15 protein-coding genes are annotated in these 21,726 nt (G+C 66.7%); 11 read left to right on the top strand and 4 right to left on the bottom strand.

Annotated elements, in window-relative coordinates; genetic code table 11:
• Window positions 1–358 precede the first annotated feature (358 nt).
• On the top strand, window positions 359–1,081 hold the full coding sequence (locus tag QD356_RS13140; RefSeq protein WP_192837399.1) for a glutathione S-transferase N-terminal domain-containing protein: 723 nt from the start codon (window positions 359–361) through the stop codon (window positions 1,079–1,081).
• Window positions 1,082–1,247: 166 nt separating this feature from the next.
• Window positions 1,248–1,937, top strand: coding sequence for a glutathione S-transferase C-terminal domain-containing protein (locus QD356_RS13135; RefSeq protein WP_192837400.1), 690 nt, complete (start codon window positions 1,248–1,250; stop codon window positions 1,935–1,937).
• Between the two features lie 106 nt (window positions 1,938–2,043).
• On the opposite strand, the gene QD356_RS13130 is transcribed toward QD356_RS13135, so the two are convergent.
• Complete coding sequence (locus QD356_RS13130) at window positions 2,044–2,958, bottom strand: LysR family transcriptional regulator (protein WP_054555676.1); 915 nt, start codon at window positions 2,956–2,958, stop codon at window positions 2,044–2,046.
• 593 nt (window positions 2,959–3,551) lie between these two features.
• Here QD356_RS13130 and modA point away from each other — a divergent pair.
• The 4 genes from modA (at window position 3,552) to QD356_RS13110 (ending at window position 7,327) form a co-directional block, all read left to right on the top strand.
• The gene (gene modA, locus QD356_RS13125; RefSeq protein WP_192837401.1) at window positions 3,552–4,352 is read left to right on the top strand and encodes a molybdate ABC transporter substrate-binding protein; all 801 of its coding nucleotides are present in this window, start codon (window positions 3,552–3,554) and stop codon (window positions 4,350–4,352) included.
• Between the two features lie 172 nt (window positions 4,353–4,524).
• Entirely contained in the window at window positions 4,525–5,217 is a 693-nt protein-coding gene (gene modB / locus QD356_RS13120; RefSeq protein WP_054555674.1) for a molybdate ABC transporter permease subunit, read from the top strand.
• Entirely contained in the window at window positions 5,210–6,448 is a 1,239-nt protein-coding gene (gene modC / locus QD356_RS13115) for a molybdenum ABC transporter ATP-binding protein (protein WP_192837402.1), read from the top strand. The genes modB and modC overlap by 8 nt, the downstream gene beginning before the upstream one ends.
• Before the next feature lie 63 nt (window positions 6,449–6,511).
• Window positions 6,512–7,327, top strand: coding sequence for an MOSC N-terminal beta barrel domain-containing protein (locus QD356_RS13110; protein ID WP_192837403.1), 816 nt, complete (start codon window positions 6,512–6,514; stop codon window positions 7,325–7,327).
• A 136-nt stretch (window positions 7,328–7,463) separates the two neighbouring features.
• On the opposite strand, the gene QD356_RS13105 is transcribed toward QD356_RS13110, so the two are convergent.
• Window positions 7,464–8,438 (bottom strand): histone deacetylase, encoded by a 975-nt coding sequence (locus QD356_RS13105; RefSeq protein ID WP_225996287.1) that lies wholly within the window; start codon window positions 8,436–8,438, stop codon window positions 7,464–7,466.
• On the bottom strand, window positions 8,422–10,605 hold the full coding sequence (locus QD356_RS13100) for an alkaline phosphatase family protein (RefSeq protein ID WP_192837404.1): 2,184 nt from the start codon (window positions 10,603–10,605) through the stop codon (window positions 8,422–8,424). Before QD356_RS13100 ends, QD356_RS13105 begins: the two co-directional genes overlap by 17 nt.
• A 260-nt stretch (window positions 10,606–10,865) precedes the next feature.
• On the opposite strand from QD356_RS13100, the gene QD356_RS13095 reads away from it, so the two are divergent.
• Together QD356_RS13095 and QD356_RS13090 are read left to right on the top strand one after the other, a co-directional pair.
• A complete protein-coding gene (locus tag QD356_RS13095; protein ID WP_225996288.1) occupies window positions 10,866–11,546 on the top strand; it encodes an oxidoreductase in 681 nt (226 codons plus the stop codon).
• A gap of 51 nt (window positions 11,547–11,597) precedes the next feature.
• Entirely contained in the window at window positions 11,598–14,354 is a 2,757-nt protein-coding gene (locus QD356_RS13090) for a sensor histidine kinase (RefSeq protein WP_192837405.1), read from the top strand.
• An 81-nt stretch (window positions 14,355–14,435) separates the two neighbouring features.
• On the opposite strand, the gene cra is transcribed toward QD356_RS13090, so the two are convergent.
• On the bottom strand, window positions 14,436–15,443 hold the full coding sequence (gene cra / locus QD356_RS13085) for a catabolite repressor/activator (protein ID WP_054555669.1): 1,008 nt from the start codon (window positions 15,441–15,443) through the stop codon (window positions 14,436–14,438).
• A 387-nt stretch (window positions 15,444–15,830) separates the two neighbouring features.
• On the opposite strand from cra, the gene ptsP reads away from it, so the two are divergent.
• Genes ptsP through QD356_RS13070 form a run of 3 tightly spaced genes read left to right on the top strand, consistent with a single transcriptional unit; the run spans window position 15,831 to window position 21,689 of the window.
• Window positions 15,831–18,869: a phosphoenolpyruvate--protein phosphotransferase gene (gene ptsP, locus QD356_RS13080; protein WP_192837406.1), complete on the top strand. Its 3,039-nt coding sequence runs from the start codon at window positions 15,831–15,833 to the stop codon at window positions 18,867–18,869.
• Window positions 18,862–19,905, top strand: a complete 1,044-nt coding sequence (locus QD356_RS13075; RefSeq protein WP_192837407.1) for a 1-phosphofructokinase family hexose kinase — start codon at window positions 18,862–18,864, stop codon at window positions 19,903–19,905. The genes ptsP and QD356_RS13075 overlap by 8 nt, the downstream gene beginning before the upstream one ends.
• The gene (locus QD356_RS13070; protein ID WP_192837408.1) at window positions 19,902–21,689 is read left to right on the top strand and encodes a PTS fructose-like transporter subunit IIB; all 1,788 of its coding nucleotides are present in this window, start codon (window positions 19,902–19,904) and stop codon (window positions 21,687–21,689) included. The genes QD356_RS13075 and QD356_RS13070 overlap by 4 nt, the downstream gene beginning before the upstream one ends.
• Window positions 21,690–21,726 lie beyond the last annotated feature (37 nt).

Genomic DNA, 21,726 nt, shown 5'->3' with positions numbered 1-21,726 from the left:
AAATGAAGAGAGGGGATCAGGGCAGGAAGTGGCTGGCGCGAAAGCGATGGGCCCCATTATTCGCGCTGTCGAGGCCGGGTGTCATCAATATCCTTTGGTCAATGTCCGGCCCTGGTCATGCAACCCTCATCAATGGGTCCAACCTCGCGTCACTGCAAGGGTGAGCGAGCCTTCGCGCCTTGAGTGGCGCTCAGTGCGATGTTGAACGAATGCTCATTTTGCTTGCATTTGCGCGGCACAACGTCCAAAACAATGCCAAGGGCAGGGCGCGCGCAGCGAAGCCATGCCGTTCATATCAAGCTTGAAAGACACCAGGCCTCAATGACACCTGGCCTTCATGACACTAAAGGAGACCCGCATGACCCCAGTCCTTCATGAATTGCGTGGCCGTGATGACCGCCTGCGTTTCTCGCCATTCTGCTGGCGTGCGCGTCTGGCACTCGCCCACAAGGGCCTTGCGGCCGAACTCGTGCCGATGCTATTCACCGACAAGAGCCCGATCGACTTCTGCGATTCCACCACGGTGCCGGTGCTCAAGGATGCGTACGGCGTGGCGATGGACAGCTATGACATCTTCAAGCATCTGGACGCGCATTACCCAGACAGCGGTGATGGCCTGCTGATCGGCGATGCACACGCCGAGGCACGCCTGAACTTCGTCAAGGTATATACCGAGCAGGTCATGGCGGTCGGCTTCTTCCGCCTGGTGGCACTGGATCTGCTGGCGGCCATCCACCCGGATGACCGCGAGTACTTCCGCACCAGCCGCGAAGCCCGCTTCGGCATGCCCTTCGAGGAATTCAACAACGTCGAGGCCGCTCGCGGCATCCTTGACAGCGCCTTCAAGCCGCTGCGTGGCCTGCTCGCCAATCAGCCCTTCATGGATGGCGATGCCCCGGCGGCGGCGGATTACCTGGTCTTCGGCTTCTTCATCTGGGCACACATCGTCTCCGATACCTCGCCCTTCGGTGAGACGGAAGACGCGGGCGACCCGCTGGTGCAGTGGCGCGAGCGCATGATGGACCTGCACGACGGCATGGCGCGCAAGGCGCCGCGTGCCAGCGAGATTCCGCAGTCATAACACCTTCAGTAACGTTCGCAGTAACCCCCGCAGTAAAGAACATGCTCGCAATGCCCCTGGTGAAAAGCTGCACGAGGGGCCTGGCGATGAGCATGATCTCCTCGATGGCTCGAACGCTCATGGGCGTTCGAGCCATCTTGCTATGTCCTTGCACAGGAGCCCACAGATGATTGATCTGTATTACTGGACCACGCCCAACGGCCACAAGATCACGATCTTTCTGGAGGAAGCCGGTCTCGAGTATCGCCTCATTCCGGTGAATATCAGCATGGGTGAGCAGTTCGCGCCGGAGTTTCTGGCCATCTCGCCCAACAATCGCATGCCGGCGATCGTCGATCATGCGCCAGCCGATGGCGGTGAGCCGATCTCGGTGTTCGAGTCTGGTGCGATTCTGGAGTATCTGGCCGACAAGTGCGGCAAGTTTCTGGCGCAGGAAACGCGTGCCCGCAATGACGTGCTGCAGTGGCTGCATTGGCAGATGGGCGGCCTGGGGCCGATGCTGGGTCAGGTGCATCATTTCAAGCACTACGCGCCAGAGCCGGTGGAGTACGCCATCGAGCGCTATCACAAGGAAGGTGAGCGTCTGTATGGCGTGCTGGAGCGCCAGCTTGCGGGGCGTGACTTCGTGGCGGGGGATGAGTTGAGCATCGCCGACATGGCCATCTGGCCGTGGCTGAAGGCCGAGAAGCAGGAAATCGATCTGACGCGCTTCCCGGCGGTCGCCGCCTATCGTGCCCGCATCGCCGCGCGTGATGGCGTCAAGCGGGCAATGGCGCGTATCGATGACATCAATCCGGCCGCCAATGTGGCGATGGATGAGGAGGCGCGCCGTCATCTGTTCGGCCAGCAATCCTGACGGGCAGTCAGTGCCGCTGTGAAGTCGTGAAGCTGTGAAATCGTGGAGCTGAGAAGTTTGAAGCAACCGCTGATCTGTCGGCCTGCAGAGTTGTCAGGCCGACAGATCAGCGGGTCCAGTCCGTCGGCACGCGGCGGCGGATATGGTCGAGCAGCGCGCCGAGCTTGCGCGGCGGGTGCCCGAAGGGATAGTGCAGGCTGACCGGAATCGACGGCCCCTTCCACTCGGGCAGGCAGGCCTCGAACTGTCCCGGGTGCGCCGTCGCCCGGGTACGCACATGGTAGTCCGGCAGCAGGCCGATACCGGCGCCGTGCGCGATATGGTCGGCATGCACCACCACGTTGTCGACCGTGAAGCGTGACGGCGGCAGGCTCAGGCGATACTCGCCTTCCTCGGGGTGATTGAGCACCAGATTGGGGTGATGGCGATCGATCAGGTTGACCCAGTCATGGGAGGTCAGCTCGCTGGGGTGCTGCGGATGGCCGTGCTGGCGCAGATAGCTGGGGTGAGCGTAGAGATGTTGCTGCTGCTGACCCAGAATCTCCTCGCGCAGCCCGGTGTCCTTGGCCGGGCCTTCCCACAGCCACAGCATCACCTGATCGTCATCGCGTGATGGCGGCAGATGGTTGGCGGTCAGGGTCAGGCGAATGCCCGGATACTCTTCGATGAAGTCGGTCAGCACATGATTGAACCAGCCACGCAGGAAGTGCGGGTGCGCGCTGACGGTGATATCACCGCTGATCTCCTCGCGCAGTTCATCCAGCGCGATCTGCGAGCGCTCGCCCAGCGACAGCATCTGCTGGCAGTACTGATAGAACAGCGTGCCGGCCTCGGTGGGAATCAGGCGGTTGGCCTGACGGTGCAGCAGTGGCTGGCCGAGCTGGTGTTCGAGATGGCTGATCCGGCGGCTGAGCGTGGACTTGGAGATACCGAGATGCTCGGCTCCTGCGCCCAGATTGCCGTAGCGCATGATGGCATCGAAGGCACTGAGGCCCTGAAATTCGTCAAGTACTGGAGGCATGACTTGGTGGCACCCGCCGCTGTTGTCTGCCGTTGAAGCGGCAAATAGCGTGAAAGAAAGCATGAAAGCAGGAATCGCGTCGTTGCTGGGGCGTGGGCCAGCGTCTCCCTGCCATTTTGGCCAGCATTGTAGCCGATCTGGTCGAGCGAATGGCATACATGTGAGTGATTCGCGTTTGCCTGTAGCCGGATGCGGTGAAACATCCGCCAGCCGGCGGCTACGCTGACCAGCCCGTGGCTGATGGCAGACGGGCGCTGACAGGCAGCCAGCGAGCCTCATGTCGCTGGCGTTCGACAATCAGGGTTGACGGTTTCCGCGCCCCGCGCGGCAATTGCGCCCACATGGGATGCACATGGCGAGCGAGCGCGGCATCATGGCGAGATCAATGCGCAGCAGGCCTCGTCGCTGCGTTTCACTGTTCAAGGACCCTGTAGATGTCATTCGCTACCCGCTTGCGCGCCCGGGCCGCCTTGCTTGCCTCTCCGCTACGGCTTGCGTCATCAGTGCCAACTCCTTCATCAGCGCTATCTTCTTCATCAGTACTATCTCCTTCATCAGCGCTGTTGAGGGCCGCCAGCCTGGCGGCCCCGTTGATGCTGGCACTGCTCGCCGCGCCGGTTCAGGCAGACGAGCGCCCCCAGATTCGTGTCATGGCCGCTGCCTCGCTGCACGATGCGCTGGATGCCATCGAGGCGCGCTACGAGCGTCTCGCCGACGTGGACATCATGCCGGTCTACGCCTCGTCCTCGACCCTGGCGCGTCAGCTGGCCAATGGTGCCCCGGCGCAGCTGTATCTGTCGGCCAATGAGCGCTGGATGGACTGGCTGGAGCAGCAGGCCGGCATTGTCGTCACCGGGCGTCACGACCTGCTGGGCAACCGTCTCGCGCTGGTCGCGCCCGGCCCCAGCCAGCTGGATGCCAGTGTCAGCAACGCCGAGGACGTCACCGATGTGGCCGAGCGTCTCGCCGCCACCGGCAGCAACACTCGCCTGGCCGTCGGCGACCCCGACCATGTGCCTGCGGGCATCTATGCGCGTCAGTCGCTGGAAGCGCTGGGGCAGTGGCAGACGCTGCGCTCGCGCCTGGCCAGCGCCGAGGACGTGCGCGCCGCGCTGGCGCTGGTCGAGCATGGCGAGGCCCCGCTGGGGATCGTCTATGCCACCGACGCCGCCATCAGCCATCGGGTGCACCAGATCGGCCTGCTGCCGGACAGCAGCCATGACCCCATCCACTATCCTGCCGCCTTGATCAGCCGTGGTGGTGATGCGCCGTCGACACAGGCCGAGGCCTTCTCGGCCTGGCTCTCCAGCAATGAGGCCGGCGCCATCTTCCATCGCTTCGGCTTCAGCACGCTCGCCCATCAGGCTCCTGCTGCGCAGCCAGAGGCCGACTAGCCGCTTGATCAGCATCGAGGCCTCGTGGCACACGCTGGCATGTCATCGACAAGATGAGGCCGCTACACTGGGAGCCTGCTGTCACATCGGCGTGATCAAGGCGGGCGGGGTTTTCTGCCGGCGCTTCGCGTCACGTCATGTGCGAGAACCTGTCTTCGTGTGAGGAAGATCCATGCTGAGTGCGCTGGAATGGGAAGCCCTGAGCCTGAGCCTCAAGGTGGCTTGCGTCGCGGTCGGCCTGAGCCTGATTCCCGGTTTTGCGGCGGCCTGGTGGCTGGCGCGACGTGAGTTTCGTGGCAAGGCGCTGGTCGATGGTCTGCTGCATCTGCCGCTGGTGTTGCCGCCCGTGGTGGTCGGTTACTTGTTGCTGGTCACCTTCGGGCGCAATGGTGCCATCGGCCAGTGGCTGGCCAGGATCGATATCGTGCTGCCCTTCACCTGGCAGGGCGCGGCGCTGGCGGCGGCGGTGATGGCCTTTCCGCTGATGGTGCGCGCGATGCGCCTGTCGCTGGAGGCCATCGACCCGGGGCTGGAGGCCGCGGCCCGCACCCTGGGGGCCAACCCGCTGCGCGTGCTGTTCACGGTGACCATGCCGCTGGCGCTGCCGGGCATTCTCACCGGTGGCATGCTGGCCTTCGCGCGCGCGCTGTCGGAGTTCGGTGCCACCATCACCTTCGCCGCCAATATCCCCGGCGAGACCCGCACGCTGCCGTTGGCGCTCTATACCCTGATCCAGACCCCGGGCCAGGAAGGCGCCGCGGCCAGGCTGTGCGCCATCGCCGTCGTCATCGCGATGCTGTCGCTGCTGGCCTCCGAGTGGCTGGCACGTCGCGCGCGACTGCGCATGGAGGGGCGTGATGCTTGATTTCCACCTCCATCGTCAGCAGGGCGCCTTCACGCTGGATGCCACGCTCAAGGTGCCGGCGCGCGGCGTCACGGCGCTCTTCGGGCGCTCCGGCAGCGGCAAGACCACCATACTGCGCCTGATCGCAGGTCTCGAACGTCCCGACCATGGCCACCTGCGCCTGGATGGCGAGTGCCTGACGGGCGGCGAGAACGATATCTTCGTGCCGGCGCATCGCCGCAGGCTCGGGGTCGTCTTCCAGGAGCCGCGCCTGTTTCCGCATTACAGCGTGCGCGGCAATCTCCACTACGGCATGCCGCGCGCCCTGACACCCGCCCAGCGCCAACAGAATCAGTCACGTCTGCATGAGATGGTGACGCTGCTGGGCATCGAGGACCTGCTGTCGCGCATGCCCGGCCAGCTGTCCGGTGGCGAGGCGCGGCGTGTCGCGATCGGCCGCGCCCTGCTGTCACGCCCGCGCATGCTGTTGCTGGATGAGCCGCTGACCGGCCTCGACGGCGCTCGCAAGCAGGAGCTGCTGCACTACATCGCGCGGCTGGCACGCGAGATCGAGATCCCGATCCTGTTCGTCAGTCATGACACCCGCGAGCTGTTCGCGGTCGCCGACCGCCTGGCGCTGGTGGACAACGGCCGCATCACCGCCAGCGGCGAGATCGGCGACATGCTGTCACGGCTGGACCTGGCGCCGCAGACCGGCCGCTTCGAAGCGGGCTCGCTGCTGACCGCCGAGGTGCTGTCGCACGATGATGACTGGCAGCTGACGCGTCTGGGGCTGGGCGCCGGGTTGAGCCTCAAGCTGGCGCGGCTGGCGATGCCGGTGGGGCGTCGTGTGCGACTGCGGCTGCGGGCGCGTGACATCAGCATCGCACTGGAAACGCCGACCCACACCAGCCTGCGCAATGCCTTGCCGGCCGTGATCCACGAGATCGAGAGCGAGCGCGGCCATGCCAGCGCCGAGCTGGTGCTGGGCATCGCCGGCCAGCGGGTGAGGGCGCGAGTCGATCGTCTGGTGTGTCAGGAGCTGGGCCTCAAGGTCGGGCTGGGCGTCAAGGCGCTGATTTCCAGCGTGGCGCTCTCGGGCCCCGACGTGATCAGCCTGGACGCCATGGATGACGACATCCCTGTGGTGAATGCGGCCCAGCCGAGTGCGGCCCAGCCGAATGCGACACAGACAAATACAGCACAGGCCAAGGCGCCAAATGACGCAGGCTCTGCTTCGTCCGCGAGCTGACACTGCTCGTACGCACCGTTCGCTGACTTTCTGAATTGATGGACTCTGGCAAGGAAACCTCTCATGCAGTTGACCCACCTGTGGCGCTATCCCCTCAAGTCCGGCGCCGCTGAGGCGCTTGAGACAGCGACGCTCGGCGAGGAAGGTCTCACGCAGGACCGCCGCTTCGTGGTGGTCGCGGCGCGTGGCAAGTTCGTCACCGCGCGCACGCATCCCCAGTTGCAGCGGCTGGCCTTGCGCGAAGACGCCAGCGGCCAGTGGCGACTGTGGCATCTGGATCGCCCCGAATGCGGCAGCGTCAGCTTTGCCACCGATGACCAGGCCGAGCGTCTCGACATCCAGGTGTGGGCCGATCGGTTCACTGCCTTGAGCGTCAGCTTTGAGGCTGATGCCTGGCTGAGTGAGCAGGTCGGCATGCCGGTCAGGCTCAGCTGGTTGGGCGAGCGCTCGGAGCGCTATCGCGAGATCATCGCGCAGCGCGTCAGCGCCGCCGACGGCTTCCCGCTGTTGCTGGCCAATCAGGCTTCGTTGGCGGCGCTCAACGCCCAGACCCCGAGTGCGGACCATGGCATGGATCAGTTCCGCCCCAATCTGGTGATCAACGGTGACGAGGCATGGGCCGAGGATGGCTGGCAGGAAGTGCGCATCGGTGAGGCACGCTTCACGCTGGTGTCTTCCTGCACCCGCTGTGCGATGGTCAATGTCGACCCGGCGACGGGCGACAAGCGTGGCGACGGCGAGCCGCTCAAGACGCTGGCACGGGTGCGCCGCTTCGCGGATGGCCAGGTGCACTTCGGCTACAACCTCGTCGCGCTCGATCCCTCGCGCAAGCCGACCTTGCGTGTCGGCGATGAGGTGGAAGTCACCGCCTTCAAGTGATGTCGTTGGAATCTTGCCTACAGGCCTGAACGAAAACGCCCGCCATCATCGATGGCGGGCGTTTTCGTTCAGGGGACGCTTGGCAAGACAGTAAGCAAGGCGCTTGGCAATACGGTAGGCACGACGGTATGCAAGCTCAGGCCGGTGGCCCGAACAGGGCCGGCTGGCCATGCGCCTCGCGCCAGACATCCAGCGCCGCACGGTGCAGCTGGCTGTGGCGCCATGCCAATGCCTCGATATCGCGGTCATAGCCGCCGCCGATCACGCAGGCCACGGCGGCGCCCGCCGCGCGACAGCGCTGGATGACATGCCGCTCGCGGTGGTAGAGGCCGCTGTCGCTCAACTCGAGATGGCCGAGCCTGTCCGCGGCATGCGGGTCGACACCGGCATCGAAGATCACCAGCTCCGGGCGTACCCGCGCCAGCACCTCCTCAAGCGTACGCGCCAGCACCGCCAGATAGTCCGCATCGCCCATGCCCCTGGGCAAGGGCACGTCCAGATCACTTTGCTGCTTGCGCGCCGGGAAGTTGCTCTCGGCATGCAGTGACAGCGTGAAGACCCGCGGCTCGTCGGCGAAGATCAACGCCGTACCATCGCCCTGATGCACATCGAGATCGACGATCAGCACGCGCTTCACGCCGTCGTCCAGTGCCTGATGCGCCGCCACGCCGATGTCGTTGAGCAGACAATAGCCGCTGGCGGCCTCCGGGTGGGCGTGATGGGTGCCGCCCGCGGTATTGCAGGCCAGTCCGCGCTTGAGCGCTTCGCGCACGGTGGTCATGGTGCCGCCCACGGCCAGCACGCTGCGCTCGCGCAGTGCCTCGCTCCACACGAAACCGCTGCGCCGCTGGGCCTGCGCGCTCAGGGTGCCAGTGAGAAATTCATGCACATAGCGGCGGGTATGCACGCTGAGCAGGTCGTCCTCCTCGGCGGGCTGGGGCGTCACCCAGTCGACGGCCGAGGCGCAGTCGGCCAGCTGGCGGTCGAGCAGGCGCTTGAGCACGCTGAACTTGTCCATCGGGAAGGGATGCTTCTCGGGCAGCGCGATCCGATAGCCGGGATGATGGATCAGCGCCAGCGGCGGGCAGTGGGCATCAGCGACGGGGCACAAAGTGCACCTCCTGTCCGTCGGTGGTCAGCTGGCGGATGGCGGTGGGACGGCCGTCGCTGTCCAGGTCGACCAGTCCGATGCCGCAGGCGTTCAGCAGGCGTTCGCCCTGACTGGCCGCGTCGTGACGGCGCGGCGTGACGCGCATGTTGCGCCGGCGAGTCAGCAGATTGAGCGGTGAGCGCGGGGCGTACAGCCAGCGATTGAGACGGTCGAGCACATCCAGCAGGCCGACCGGGAAACGATTGCGGATGCCGCTGCTGGTGATCTGCCAGATGCTCGGGCTCGAACGGCGATGCTTGAGGCGCACGTCGTAGGCGAAGGAGTAGTGCACATCGCCGGACAGGATCACGAAGTTCTGCGGCGTGCGCGAGTGGCGGAAGATGTTGAGCATCACGCTGGCCGCGCCGCGATGCGCCATCCAGTTCTCGGCATCGACCATCAACGGCTTGCCCGCCAGCGTGAACAGCTTCTGGATGCTCTCGATCAGCTTGACGCCGAACATCGGCGCCGGAGACACCAGCACCACGGCCGGATGGCCGACCAGGCGTTGCTGAAGCTCGCTCAGCGCCTCCCAGTCCATCAGCCCCGAGGGATGCGAGAGCTTGCGCTCGCTGCGCCAGCGGCGGGTGCGCGTATCGGCCACGATCAGCGGCGGCGTGGTGTCGAGCTGATAATCCCAGCTCTCGCAGCGATGAAGGTGGGCGATCAACGCCTCCTGACGCTCGATATCGAAATGGCCGTCGGCGGACTTTTCAGTGTGATCAGATTGCGCCTTGTCAGTGCCAGTCAGGGCATGAGTGAACAGCGACCGGGTCTCCTCCAGCAGCTCCGCCAGTGGCTCCGGCCCGTTGCCGGCGGCCTGACACAGCAGATAGCCGGTCAGCGCATTGCCGATGATGCGGCGCGAGAAGGGGTGGCCATAGGCGGCTTCCTCCCATGCGGCGCTGAGGTTCCAGTCATCGGTGACATCGTGATCATCGAAGATCATCAGGCTGGGCACATTGGCCAGCAGGCGACGTACCTGACCGAGTCCGCCACAGAAGCGCCGCAGATGGCGGGCCTCGGTGGCATGGCGCTCGCGGGTGGCGTCGTCATGGCCATCGAGCGCCGAGGGATCTTCCAGCGTGATGCCCAGCGCCTCCCACGGCACGTCAGACCACACCAGCAGGTACATGGCGATGACTTCCGACAGGCCGATCAGATGATTGTCGGCACCGGTGGAGGTGAAGATGGGCTTGCGCTTGGCACCGAAGAAGCTGGCGGCCACCCCTTCGTTGGCCGGCATGTCCGGCAGCAGCTGCGGGCGGTGGTAGAGGTGCGAGGGGTGCTGGCGTAGCTCGCGAGTGTCAGAGACCTCGGCCTCCATCAGCGTTTCCTCCGGCAGCCCCAGCCCCGCGATCAGCTGATCGATCGCGCCCAGCATCGGCCCCGCGACATCGTCGGCGTAGATCTGATCGCCGGTGAACAGCATCACCTCCGGCCACTCGGCGACGCTCTCACGTCGCTCGCTCAACCAGCGATCCAGCGCCACCAGTCCGTCGCCACCCGGGCCCTTGGGTGGCGGCGTCTCAAGACGATCGGTCGACGCAGCGCCTTCCGCACTCTGCTGCGCCTGCTGCTCGTCGTCACTCAAGCCGTGATGCGGCTTGCGGCAGCTGCCATGCGCGACACGCGTCAGGCGTGACGGCAGACGAAAGCGCGGCAGGCTTTCACCGGGGTAGCAGATCTGTGGCGCCCAGTCGGCGATGCCGTGCCATTCGGGCGTGTCTGTCGATGCTGCTGACGCTTCCGTTGACGTTGTCGCTGTCGCTGACGGCTCCGCCAGGCCCAGCTCGTAGGCGATGGCGCAGTCGGCAGGCAAAGGCGTGTCGGGATGCGCTTCGATCAACAGCAGCCAGGCGTGCTCCCCCAGCGGCATCGCCAGATGCTCCGTCAGCCGACAGCTCGGTGCTGTCGGCAGGCCATCCTCACCTCGCGTGGGAGGTGTCGCGTCCTGCTCCGGCAGCAGCCACACCCGCGCCTGCTGTGGGCGAGAGGTCACCAGCCACAGCATCACGCCCTCGGCGGTGACACGGCGCAATATCGGGCCTGCCAGCACGCGGGGCAGGGCAGCAGTCGGTGTGGGAGAGCCGTTGGCAGGCAGCGAAGCGGACGAAGTGGCAGACATGAAGCAGGCTCGATGGCAGGTGGAGACGGATAGAGGTCAGCTGACTATCATCAGCTGACGCTTATCAAGCGATAGCGGAACAGGCGACGAACGCCAGCCATGGGCGCAGGCGTGGGCCTGGGCGTGTGAGTGGCTCCGTGCGTTGAGTGTGACAACTCGTCGTGGCGCGAGGTTCGCAGGCTCGCAAAGCATGCGCGAGCTAGCGTAAAGTTGGGCCCTTGAATGCACATGGCGTTCGCACAATAGCATGGGAAACCGGCATGAATGATCCATCGGCGAAGCGCCTCGTGAGTCCGCTGTCCAGGCCAGTCAACCGCGGGCACGGCTCGCGCAGCTCCATCTGGCGCAAGGTCGCCCTGGCCGCAAGTGTGACAGCGAGCCTGGCCGCGACCTTGGCAACAAGCCTGTCGGCGAGCCTCTTCAGCCCTGCGGCCCTGGCCGCCGAGGCGCCGCTGGCGACAGGCGAGCGCCACGTGCTGGCGGCCAATGACTGCCTGCCTGCACCCAGCGGGCCGGTGGTGTTGACGGTCGAGGGCGCTGTCAGCTGTGGCAATGCCGGCTCCCTGCAGGCACCGCGGGCGCGTTTCGATCTGGCGATGCTCGAAGCCATGCCGTCGCGCGTGGTGGCCACCCACACCCCCTGGACCCAGGGACGTGTCAGCTTCTCCGGCCCGCTGCTGCGCGAGCTGGTAGCGCGGGTGTCTGAAGATGCCAGGGGGCTCAAGGTGCGGGCACTGAATGACTTCGTGGCCGAGATTCCCCTCAGCGACATCGAGGACTTCGATGTCCTGCTGGCCACGCGCCGCGACGGCGAACGCATGCCGGTGCGTGACCTCGGGCCCTTGTTCGTGCTGTATCCCTTCGATGCTCATCCGGAATTGCTCAATGAGCAGGTACGCTTTCGCAGTGTCTGGCAGGTCACCGGGCTGACGCTGGAGTGAGCGAGGGCTGGCGCCTGACCCCTCAGGCGCAAGATGACATGGAGTCATGCAGTGAATCAGTCGCCGGATGAAAGATCCCCGCTTTCAGGCACCGCTGCTGATCAGTCCCTTGCTGATCAGGGCATTGCCGCGTCGGGTGTGGGCGGAAGCGGCAATTCCCCCGCGCGCTGGCCGCTGTGGCTGGGCATGGCGATCAGCATCCTGTGTCTGCTGGCCTCCATCGGCATCGGCGGCACCATCCTGCACAACCAGGTCAGTCTGGAAGACCGCACCCGCGACGACGCCGTCTGGTCGATCTACAAGCTGGATCGCGAGGCGGTCAGCCTTTCCTCCTCGATAGCGCGCTATCGCGTCGCCGGGCCAGCCGATCGTGCCAGTATCTGGAATGAGGTGCTGCAGAATTACGAGCTGCTCTACAGCCGCACCTATATCTTCCGGCGGGGGGATTTCCAGCGCCACCTGATGACCCTGCCGGCCGTGCCGCTGCTGGCCGATGAGTTGATGAGCCAGATCGAGTATCTCGATCTGCGGCTGGAAAAGTGGCGGCATGGCCCGGTGTTCGAGGGCACGGGCCCGGTGCAGGGCGCCCAGGCTGACGACGCTTCCGCAGACATTGACGCTGCACAGCGCTCCCAGGTGCTGGGGCCCGAGGGTCGCGAGGCGGCGGAGTTCCAGAAGCTGAGCGATGCACTGGCCGATACCACCCAGACGCTGTTGTTGCGGGTACGTGCACGTCTGGCCGAGGAGCTGGCCCACGAGCGTCAGAGCCGCGACAGCCTGGTGCAGCTGATGTTGCTGCTGCTGGCGCTGATGCTGCTGGCCACCTTGATGGTCTGCCGTCAGGTCTGGCTGCAGGCCCGCGGGCGTGAACAGGCCCGCCTGCAGATGCTGGCGATGTCGTCGGCTCTCAAGCACGAGGCGGCGCGGGCCGAACAGGCCAGTCGCGCCAAGTCCGAGTTTCTGGCCACCATGAGCCACGAGATTCGCACCCCGCTCAATGGTGTGATCGGCATGAGTGAGCTGTTGCTGGCCGAACCGCTGCAGAGCAGTGCGCATCGCTATGCCAGCAGTCTGCGCGATAGCGGCGAAGTGCTGATGGGGCTGGTGGATGATGTCCTCGACTTCTCCAAGATCGAGGCCGGCAAGCTCAGCGTCGAACGACGTCCCTTCGAACTGCACACGGCCATCGATGGCGTGATCGACCTGCTGCTGCCGCAGATGGACAGCACGCGCATCGTCTTCGATGACCGCCGCTCCGCCCAGCTGCCCGAGCAGGTCATGGGCGATTCGGTGCGTCTGCGTCAGGTGCTGCTCAATCTGCTCTCCAATGCCTTCAAGTTCACCGAGCAGGGGCGTGTCTGTCTGCTGGTCGAGGCATTGCCGGCGGGGCGCGTGCGCTTCGAGGTCGATGACACCGGCATCGGGGTCAGTGAAGAACAGGCCGCCCAGCTGTTCGAGCCCTTTACCCAGGGCGATGCCTCCACTGCGCGCCGCTTCGGCGGTACCGGACTCGGGCTTTCGATCTCGCGGCGGCTGGTCGAGTTGATGGGCGGGCGACTGGGCCTCAAGCAACGCCCGGGCAAGGGTGCCTGCTTCTGGTTCGAGCTGCCGCTGCCACGCGCCGCGGCGCTCAAGCGACCGGCCTTCACCTCCGCGCCTCTGCCGCTCAGCCGTGGCGAGCATGTTCTGGTAGTCGACGACAATCACATCAATCGCGAAGTGGCCCATTCCATGCTCAGTGGCCTGGGCTACACGGTGACGACGGTCGACAGTGGCGAGGCGGCGCTGGCGTGGTATGCGCGCCAGCGCGATACGGTGCTGGTGCTGCTCGACCTGCGCATGCCGGGACTGGATGGCTTTGCGGTGGCGCGGCGTTGGCGCGCCATGGAGCACAGTGACAGGCGTGCGCCGAGTCTTATCGTCGCGATGACGGCCAATGTGGCGGCGGGGGAGCGTGCGCGCTGCCTCTCGGCGGGCATGAACGACTTCCTGTCCAAGCCGATCCGGCGTCAGCAGCTCGCCAGCATGCTGGCGCGCTGGCAGTCGGGCAGCCAGGACCTCGGCGAATGGCGCGTCAATGCCCTCGCCAGCACCCAGCCCTTCGACCCGATCAACTATTCCCCTACCACCGAGCGACCGCCCCACTTCGAGGCACCGCCGGAAACCGGTGAGGCACTCGCGCGTGCGGCGTCATTGGTGGCATCACTCGATTCCCCCGCTGCGCGGCGTCGCATGATCCATGAGGCCCAGGCGCGTGCCACTGAGGCTGAAGCTGAAGCTGAAGCTGAGACTGAAGCTGAAGCAGACAAGGTCAGTGAGCCGGCGGCGGCTGGCCCCATCGAGCGGCATGAGCCTGAGGGCGAAAGCGAAGGCGAGGGCGAAGGCGAGGGCGAACGGGAAGGGGCAGAAGGGGGACACACGAGCATGAACACTAGAGAGGCGTGGACATCTGGCGGCTCAGCGGCTGAGCTTGCACAGGCCGCGACGCCTGCGCTGCGGGATGAACTGGATGCCGACAGCATCGCGGCCCTCGAGGCGGCCTTCGAGGAGCAGCTCGAGCAGCAGTCCCAGCGCCTGTCGCGGGCGGTGGATCATATGGACCTGAAGCAGCTGCAGCATGAAGCCCATCTGCTCAAGGGCAGCGCCGCCACCCTGGATCACGACCTGCTGCGTGATGCCGCCCTGCAACTGGAGCTGCTGCTGGCATCCGACACGCCGCGCACCCGCATCGAGGCCGCGGTGGCGGCGCTGCTGGCCGAGATTCGTGATCACCGCATCGCCCATGATGCCGGCCAAGCCTGGCGCTAGTGATGGTGGGCGCCAGCAAAGCCGCCCTCGGCCAGACACATCACCTCAGGCATCACCTCAGGCATCACCTCAGACATCACCTCAGTGCTGGCGGCGGCGCAGTTCGCGTTCCACCAGCGTCACGCCGGGCGTGGTCTGGCCCTGAATGCCCTGCAGCGCCAGCGTCAGCGTCGCATCGGCGATCTGCTGGTGACGCTGGGGCAGTGAATGGATCGGCAGCGGCAGGAAGTCGAGCAGGCGGTCGTCGCCGAAGCTGGCCATCGCCTTGGGCGGATTGGCCGGCGGCCCCTCGGCGAACAGCACATCAAGCACGCCATCCATCAGGGTGTAGGAGGCGGTGACGATGGCGTCCGGCAGCGGTGAATGGCGGAGATGCTCGGTCAGCGCCGCCGCGCCTGCCTCGCGCTCGTAACGCGCGGCATGCAGGGTGGTGGCCTCAAGCTCGCTGCTGCCGGTGCGCTGCTGATAGTGCGCCAGCGCCGCCTGCATGCCGCTGGCGCGCGCCCGCGTGATATCGATCTCCGGCAAGGCATCCAGCCACAGCAGTCGCTGCGGCGCGTGTTCCAGCACGGCTTCGGTCAGCTGGCGGGCGGCATCTTCGTTGTTGCTGACCACGCTGGCGAAGTGGCGCGTATCCAGCGCGCGATCGACACCGATGACCGGGAAGCCATCCAGCGCCAGTTCGCGGTAGAAGGGGTCATCGGGGGACAGGCAGCTGGCGGTGATCAGCGCATCGACCCGCCGCGCCTTGAGCATGCGCGCCAGCTCGCGCTCGGTTTCCGGTTCATCGTCGGAGCAGACGATGAACAGCTGATAGTCGCGCTCACGCGCCCCGCGCTCCAGCAACTTGGCCAGGCGGGCATAACTGGCGTTCTCCAGGTCCGGCAGCATGAAGCCCAGCGTGCGGCTTTCGCCACGCCGCAGCGCGGCTGCCTGGGCATCGATCCGATAGTGATGACGTTGTACCACCGCCATGACGCGCTCGACCGTCTGGGGGCTGATACGTCGTGCCTGTGCCTGCCCATTGACCACATAACTGGCGGTGGTGCGTGAAACGCCTGCAAGACGCGCGATTTCTGCCAGGGTCATGCCACTGTCCTTGCTGGAAAGGGGGAACGGGATCTGCGTGCTCCATGTGCGAGGAATGATGCGCACTTGTGGGCTCGGGTGCAAATCCTCTCTGCGCCGGGCACGCCTCGCTCGACGCCTCTCGAGCCCGCGCCACAGGCGGCTCTACACCCAATGTCTAGTCACCAGAAGCACGTTTTCGGTTTGTGTTCGCTTGATCGGGCGCAAGAAAACGGCCAGCATGAGCCTTATTGAGGTGACACGATTCAGCACGCTCGTCATCACGCCATGACGCCGCTACCCTGTCGGAACTCGCCAAGTGACGTGTCGCGGCAGCTGAAAGACACGCTTGCAGCGCACCGCCAACATCCAGGCTCCTCACCAGAAGGGAGCCTCAAGGAGCCAGCCATGCTCAGTCTTGATCGCGAGGATATCCTTCTCGCCGCCCATGCCAGCGACTGGCGCGATGCCTTGCAACAGGCCGCCGATGCCCTGGTCGCCGGTGGGCGCGCCACGCCCGACTACCGTGAGGGCCTGCTGGCGCGCGAAGCCCAGTCTTCCACCTACCTGGGGCAGGGGATCGCGATTCCCCACGGCACGCCGGACAGCCGCGAGGCCGTGCTGGCCACCGGGGTGCGTGTCCTGCAGTTTCCGCAGGGCGTGGAGTGGCACGACGGCAATCGCGTCTTCCTGCTGGTGACCATCGCGGCACAGTCCGATGAGCATCTCGACATCCTGCGTGCGCTGACGCGCGTGCTGGATCGCGACGGCGTCAGTGAGCGCCTGGCCTCGGCGACCACCGCCGAGGAAGTGCTGAGCGAGCTGGGCCGCGAGGTGGTGCCGCCGCGGCTGGATGCCGAGACGCTGCTGTGCGGTTTCCCCGCGCGTGATCGTGACGAGCTGGTGCTGGCGGGGGCCGCGCGCCTGCGCCAGGCCGGCTGTGTCAGTGATGGTTTTATCTCTGCCATGCTCGCCGCCCAACCGGTGGCGCTGGGGCAGGGCGTGTGGCTGGCGCAGTCGCAGCAGGATGTCACCCGCTCGGCGCTGGCCATCGTCACGCCGGAGAAGGCACTGGAGACGCGCCACGGGCGCATCACTGCGCTGGCCTGTCTGGCAGTCGATGCCCAGCAGGGCCAGCATCAGCCGTTGCTTGAGCGCCTGCTGACGTTGCTGGAAGAGGGCGCAGGCGAAAGCCTGCCGGGCCTGTCGGCCAGCGCCCTGCTGGCGCGGCTGTCGGGAGAGTCCGCCACGGCGCAGCTGGCTCAGGTCGTGTTGCTCAACGCCCACGGCCTGCATGCGCGTCCGGCCAAGCAGCTGGTGCAGGCGGCGCGCGAAGCCGGCGAGCAGCATGGCGTCATTCCGGCGCTGCGACTGGAAGGCGATGACAGCGGTGTGGTCAGTGCCGCCAGTCTGACCAAAGTATTGGGGCTGGGGGCACGCCGCGGCCAGACGTTGATCTTCAGCGCCTCCGGCGATGACTCGGCGGCCAATCAGGCGGCGCTGAGCATGATGGTGAGCGCGGTGCAGGCCGGTCTCGGGGAAGCTGTGGAGCCGCTGGCCGATTGGCGCGCCGACGCCGCCACGCCGCTGGAGGCCAGCGCGCAGCAAGCCACCAGCGACACCCAGCAGGCCGCTCCCGCCGCCGACAGCGTGGTGCCCGCGGTGGCCGCCTCACCGGGCATGGCCATCGCGCCGTGCTGGGTGATGCGCCTGCCGCGTTTCGTCTACGAGACGCGCAGCGAGGCCGGCGCCGATCGTGAGGCCGAGCGCCTGGTAGCCAGTATCCAGACCGCGCGCGAGCAGTTGCTGGCGCTGGTCAATCGCGCCGAAGGCGCCGAGATGGCCGAGATTCTCTCGATGCACGAGGAGATGCTCGGCGATCCGGAGCTGTTTGCCGCGGCGCGCGAAAGCCTCGATGAAGGCCACAGCGCCGAAGCGGCCTGGTGGTCGGCCATCGACAGCGCCGCCAGCGCCCAGGAGAACCTCGCTGATCGCCTGCTGGCCGAACGCGCCGCCGATCTGCGCGATGTCGGCCGGCGGGTGCTCGGCGTGCTGACCGATACGCCGCTGCCCAGCGCCCCCGAGACACCGCATGTGCTGGTGACCGAGGACATCGGCCCGTCGGATGTGGCGCGCCTGGATACCACTCGCGTGCGGGGGCTGGTCACGGCGCTGGGCGGGGCGACCTCGCACAGCGCGATTCTGGCGCGCTCGCTGGGCATTCCGGCGGTGGTCGGGGCTGGCCCGAGCGTGCTGGCGATCGCCGATGGCAGCGAGCTGATCGTCGATGGTGAACGAGGCCGCGTCAGCGTGATGCCCTCGGCCAGTCGCCGTGCGCGCGCCGAAGAGGCGATCGCCGGGCATGAGCAGCGTCAGGCCGCCGCCTGGGAGTCGCGCATGGCGCCCGCCACGACCCTGGACGGGCACCACGTCGAGGTAGTCGCCAATCTGGGCAACACCGCCCATGCCGGTGACGCCGTCGAGCGCGGTGCCGAGGGTGTCGGCCTGCTGCGTACCGAATTCGTGTTCATGGCGCACCCGCAGGCGCCGGATCTTGCCACCCAGACCGCCCAGTACGGTGAGGCGCTGGATGCGCTCGAGGGACGGCCGCTGGTGGCGCGCACGCTGGATGTCGGCGGCGACAAGCCGCTGCCGTACTGGCCGCTGCCGCGTGAGGACAACCCTTTCCTTGGCCTGCGTGGCATTCGCCTAGCCCTGACGCGCCCGGAAGTGCTCGAGACCCAGGTGCGGGCGCTGCTGACGGCCGCCGGTGCGCGGCCGATTCGCCTGATGTTCCCGATGGTCAAGGACCTGGCCGAACTGCGTGGCGCGCGTGCCATCGTCGATCGTGTGCGTGCCGAGCTGGACGCCGCCTACGCGGCCGAACATGGCCAGCCGCCGGTGCGCGACGTGCAGGTCGGCGTGATGATCGAGATTCCCTCGGCGGCATTGACGGCGGCCAGCATCGCGCCGGAAGTCGACTTCTTCTCGGTGGGCACCAATGACCTGACCCAGTACACCCTGGCGATCGACCGCGGCCATGCGACGCTCTCGGCGCAGGCCGATGGTCTGCATCCGGCGGTGTTGCGCCTGATCGAGATGACCGTCAGTGCCGCCCACGCCCACGGTGCCTGGGTCGGCGTCTGCGGTGAGCTGGCCAGTGATGACCAGGCCGTCGGCGTGCTGGTCGGGCTGGGCGTGGATGAGCTGTCGGTGTCCAGCCGCCAGATTCCGCTGGTCAAGGCGCGGGTGCGCGAGCTGGACCTGGCCACGGCGCGTGAGCAGGCGCGGGTCGCGTTGGCCCAGCCGACCTCGGAAGACGTGCGCAGTGCTCTGGAAGCGCTGCTCGAGCAGGGCGAGCCTTCCGTTGCCGAGGTCACCTCAGGCGCTGCGGCCAGTGATGCGCCAGTAATGGACACAGCCCGCGGGAGTCAGTGTGATGAGTGACAACACGACGCGTCAGGCCGCCGACTGCCCGGTATTGTGTGTGACGCTCAACCCGGCGCTGGACATGACCATCGGCCTCGACAGCCTGGTGCCGGGCAAGGTCAACCGGGCGCGCAGCCATCATCTCGAGGCGGCGGGCAAGGGCATCAACGTCGCGCGGGTGCTGGCGACGCTGGGCCATTCGGTGACGCTGAGCGGCTTTCTGGGCGCCGACAACCAGGCCGATTTCGAGGCCGCCTTCGCCGAGTGGGGGCTGAGTGATGCCTTCGAACGCGTCGCGGGCGCGACCCGCATCAACGTCAAGCTCGGCGAGGCCAGTGGCCGTGTCACCGATATCAACGGCGCGGGCATGCAGGTCGATGAGTCCGCCTTCACGCGGCTGGAGACGCGCATCGATGAGTGGATCGATCGTCAGCAGGCCGAGGGCAGCCCAGAGCGCTGTGCCGTCGTCATCGCCGGCAGCCTGCCGCCTGGCGTCAGCAGCGAGCAGCTGGCGAGCCTGGTGCAGCGGGTGCGTGCCCGCCGGATTGCTTGCTGGCTGGACACCAGCGGCACGGCACTGGAAGCCGGTCTGGCGGTGCCGCCCAGCGGCGTGAAGCCCAATGAGCAGGAACTGGCGCTGTGGGCGGGCGAGCCGCTGGAGAGCGACGCCGCGCGTCAGCGTGCGTTGGCGAGTCTGGTCGAGCACGGCATCGAGCAGGCGCTGATCTCTGCCGGTCCGGAAGGCGTGCTGTGGGCAAGCCCCGGCGCCGAGACACTGCGGGCACGCCCGCCGCGCATGCGAGTGGTCAGCACCGTATGTGCCGGTGATACCCTGCTGGCCGCCATGCTGCATGGGGTGCTCTGCCATCCGACACCTACGGCGGCCATGCGTGAACAAATTCTGCGTCATGCCACGGCGCTTTCCGCCGAGGCCGTGACCCACCCGGGGCCTGGCAATCCCGCCGCCCCGGAGCTTGAAACCCTCCAACAACACACCAGCATCGAGACATTGGCCAGTGCCGAGGTCGCGACAGCCGGAGAGCCACGCCCATGAATGTCATCATCGTTACCGCCTGCCCGAGCGGCATGGCGACCAGCTTCCTGGCGGCGCGCCGTCTGGAGCAGGCCGCCCGTCGTCGCGACTGGGAACCCCTCATCGACATGCGCTCGCAGTTCGAGCGTGAACTCGTGTTGAGTGATGCCCAGCTCGCCGCCGCCGAGCTGGTGATCGTCGCGGCGTCGCCGATGACCAGCGCCGGCCTCGAGCGTTTCGTCGGCAAGCGCGTGCATGTCGCGCCCATCGAAGAGGCGCTGCCGGACCCCGCCGCCTTCCTGGCCAATGCCGAGGCCCGTGCCCGCGTGCTGGAAGCCAAGGACATCGCCGATGTGGCTGCGACTGTCAGCACGACGGCCAGCGGCGCAGCAAGCGCAGCTGGTGGAGACGTGGCGCACAAGCCGTCCATCGTTGCGGTCACCGCCTGCCCGACCGGGGTGGCGCATACCTTCATGGCCGCCGAGGCCCTGAGCGAGGCAGGGCGAGCGCTGGGTTACCCGACGCGGGTCGAGACCCAGGGCTCGGTGGGCGCGCAGGATGCGCTGACCGAGCAGGAGATCGCCGCGGCCGAGGTGGTGATTCTGGCCTGTGATATCGAGGTCGACCCGACGCGCTTCGCCGGCAAGCGGGTCTGGCGGACCTCCACCGGCACCGCGCTCAAGAAGCCGCGCGATACCATCGAGCAGGCGCTGGAAGGCGCCGAGGTGGAATCCGCCACCGCCGCGGGCGGTCAGGGCAGTCAGCAGAAGGGCGAGAAGCGCGGTCCCTACAAGCACCTGCTGACCGGCGTGTCCTTCATGCTGCCGATGGTGGTGGCGGGCGGCCTGATGATCGCGCTGTCCTTCGTGTTCGGCATCAAGGCCTTCGAGGAAGAAGGCACCCTGGCGGCGGCGCTGATGCAGATCGGCGGCGGGTCGGCCTTCAAGCTGATGATTCCGGTGCTGGCAGGCTACATCGCCTACTCCATCGCCGACCGCCCGGGCATCACGCCGGGCATGATCGGTGGCTGGCTGGCCGCCACCCTGGACGCCGGCTTCCTCGGCGGCATCATCGCCGGCTTCCTGGCGGGCTACAGCGCGCTGGGGCTGAGCCGCTTCGTCAAGCTGCCGCAGTCGATCGAATCGCTCAAGCCGATCCTGATCATCCCGCTGGTGGCGAGTATGGTCACCGGTCTGGTGATGATCTACGTGGTCGGCACGCCGGTGGCGGGTCTGATGGCGACGCTGACCGAATTCCTCGAATCGATGGGCTCGGCCAATGCCGTACTGCTGGGCATTCTGCTCGGCGCGATGATGTGCTTCGACCTCGGTGGCCCGGTCAACAAGGCTGCCTACGCCTTCGGTGTCGGCCTGCTGGCCAGCGAGACCTACGCGCCGATGGCGGCCATCATGGCCGCTGGCATGGTGCCGGCGCTGGGCATGGGGCTGGCCAGTTTCATCGCGCGTAGCAAGTTCGCCGAGCCGGAGCGTGAAGCCGGCAAGGCCAGCTTCATTCTCGGCCTGTGCTTCATCTCCGAGGGCGCGATTCCGTTCGCCGCCAAGGACCCGCTGCGCGTGATTCCGGCCTGCATGGTCGGCGGTGCCGTCACCGGCGCACTGTCGATGCTGATAGGTGCCAAGCTGCTGGCGCCGCACGGCGGGCTGTTCGTGCTGCTGATTCCCAATGCCATCAACGTGCCGCTGATGTACCTGGGCGCCATCGTCGCCGGCACCCTGGTGACGGGTATCGGCTATGCGCTGATCAAGAAGGGCGCACAGCAGGTCGAGACCGCAGCCGCGACCTGAGCCGCTGGCAGGCAGGTAAGGACGCAAGCCGCAAACG

It is taken from the genome of Cobetia sp. 2AS (assembly GCF_029846355.1).
GTDB lineage: Bacteria > Pseudomonadota > Gammaproteobacteria > Pseudomonadales > Halomonadaceae > Cobetia > Cobetia amphilecti.
This window is presented reverse-complemented; position numbering and strand designations above follow the sequence as displayed.

Bases quoted from the DNA above. Each gene is read 5' to 3' on its own strand.
- QD356_RS13140 (WP_192837399.1), top strand. From the start codon at position 359: ATGACCCCAGTCCTTCATGAATTGCGTGGCCGTGATGACCGCCTGCGT.
- QD356_RS13135 (WP_192837400.1), top strand. From the start codon at position 1,248: ATGATTGATCTGTATTACTGGACCACGCCCAACGGCCACAAGATCACG.
- QD356_RS13130 (WP_054555676.1), bottom strand. From the start codon at position 2,958: ATGCCTCCAGTACTTGACGAATTTCAGGGCCTCAGTGCCTTCGATGCC.
- modA (WP_192837401.1), top strand. From the start codon at position 3,552: ATGCTGGCACTGCTCGCCGCGCCGGTTCAGGCAGACGAGCGCCCCCAG.
- modB (WP_054555674.1), top strand. From the start codon at position 4,525: ATGCTGAGTGCGCTGGAATGGGAAGCCCTGAGCCTGAGCCTCAAGGTG.
- modC (WP_192837402.1), top strand. From the start codon at position 5,210: ATGCTTGATTTCCACCTCCATCGTCAGCAGGGCGCCTTCACGCTGGAT.
- QD356_RS13110 (WP_192837403.1), top strand. From the start codon at position 6,512: ATGCAGTTGACCCACCTGTGGCGCTATCCCCTCAAGTCCGGCGCCGCT.
- QD356_RS13100 (WP_192837404.1), bottom strand. From the start codon at position 10,605: ATGTCTGCCACTTCGTCCGCTTCGCTGCCTGCCAACGGCTCTCCCACA.
- QD356_RS13095 (WP_225996288.1), top strand. From the start codon at position 10,866: ATGAATGATCCATCGGCGAAGCGCCTCGTGAGTCCGCTGTCCAGGCCA.
- cra (WP_054555669.1), bottom strand. From the start codon at position 15,443: ATGACCCTGGCAGAAATCGCGCGTCTTGCAGGCGTTTCACGCACCACC.
- ptsP (WP_192837406.1), top strand. From the start codon at position 15,831: ATGCTCAGTCTTGATCGCGAGGATATCCTTCTCGCCGCCCATGCCAGC.
- QD356_RS13075 (WP_192837407.1), top strand. From the start codon at position 18,862: ATGAGTGACAACACGACGCGTCAGGCCGCCGACTGCCCGGTATTGTGT.
- QD356_RS13070 (WP_192837408.1), top strand. From the start codon at position 19,902: ATGAATGTCATCATCGTTACCGCCTGCCCGAGCGGCATGGCGACCAGC.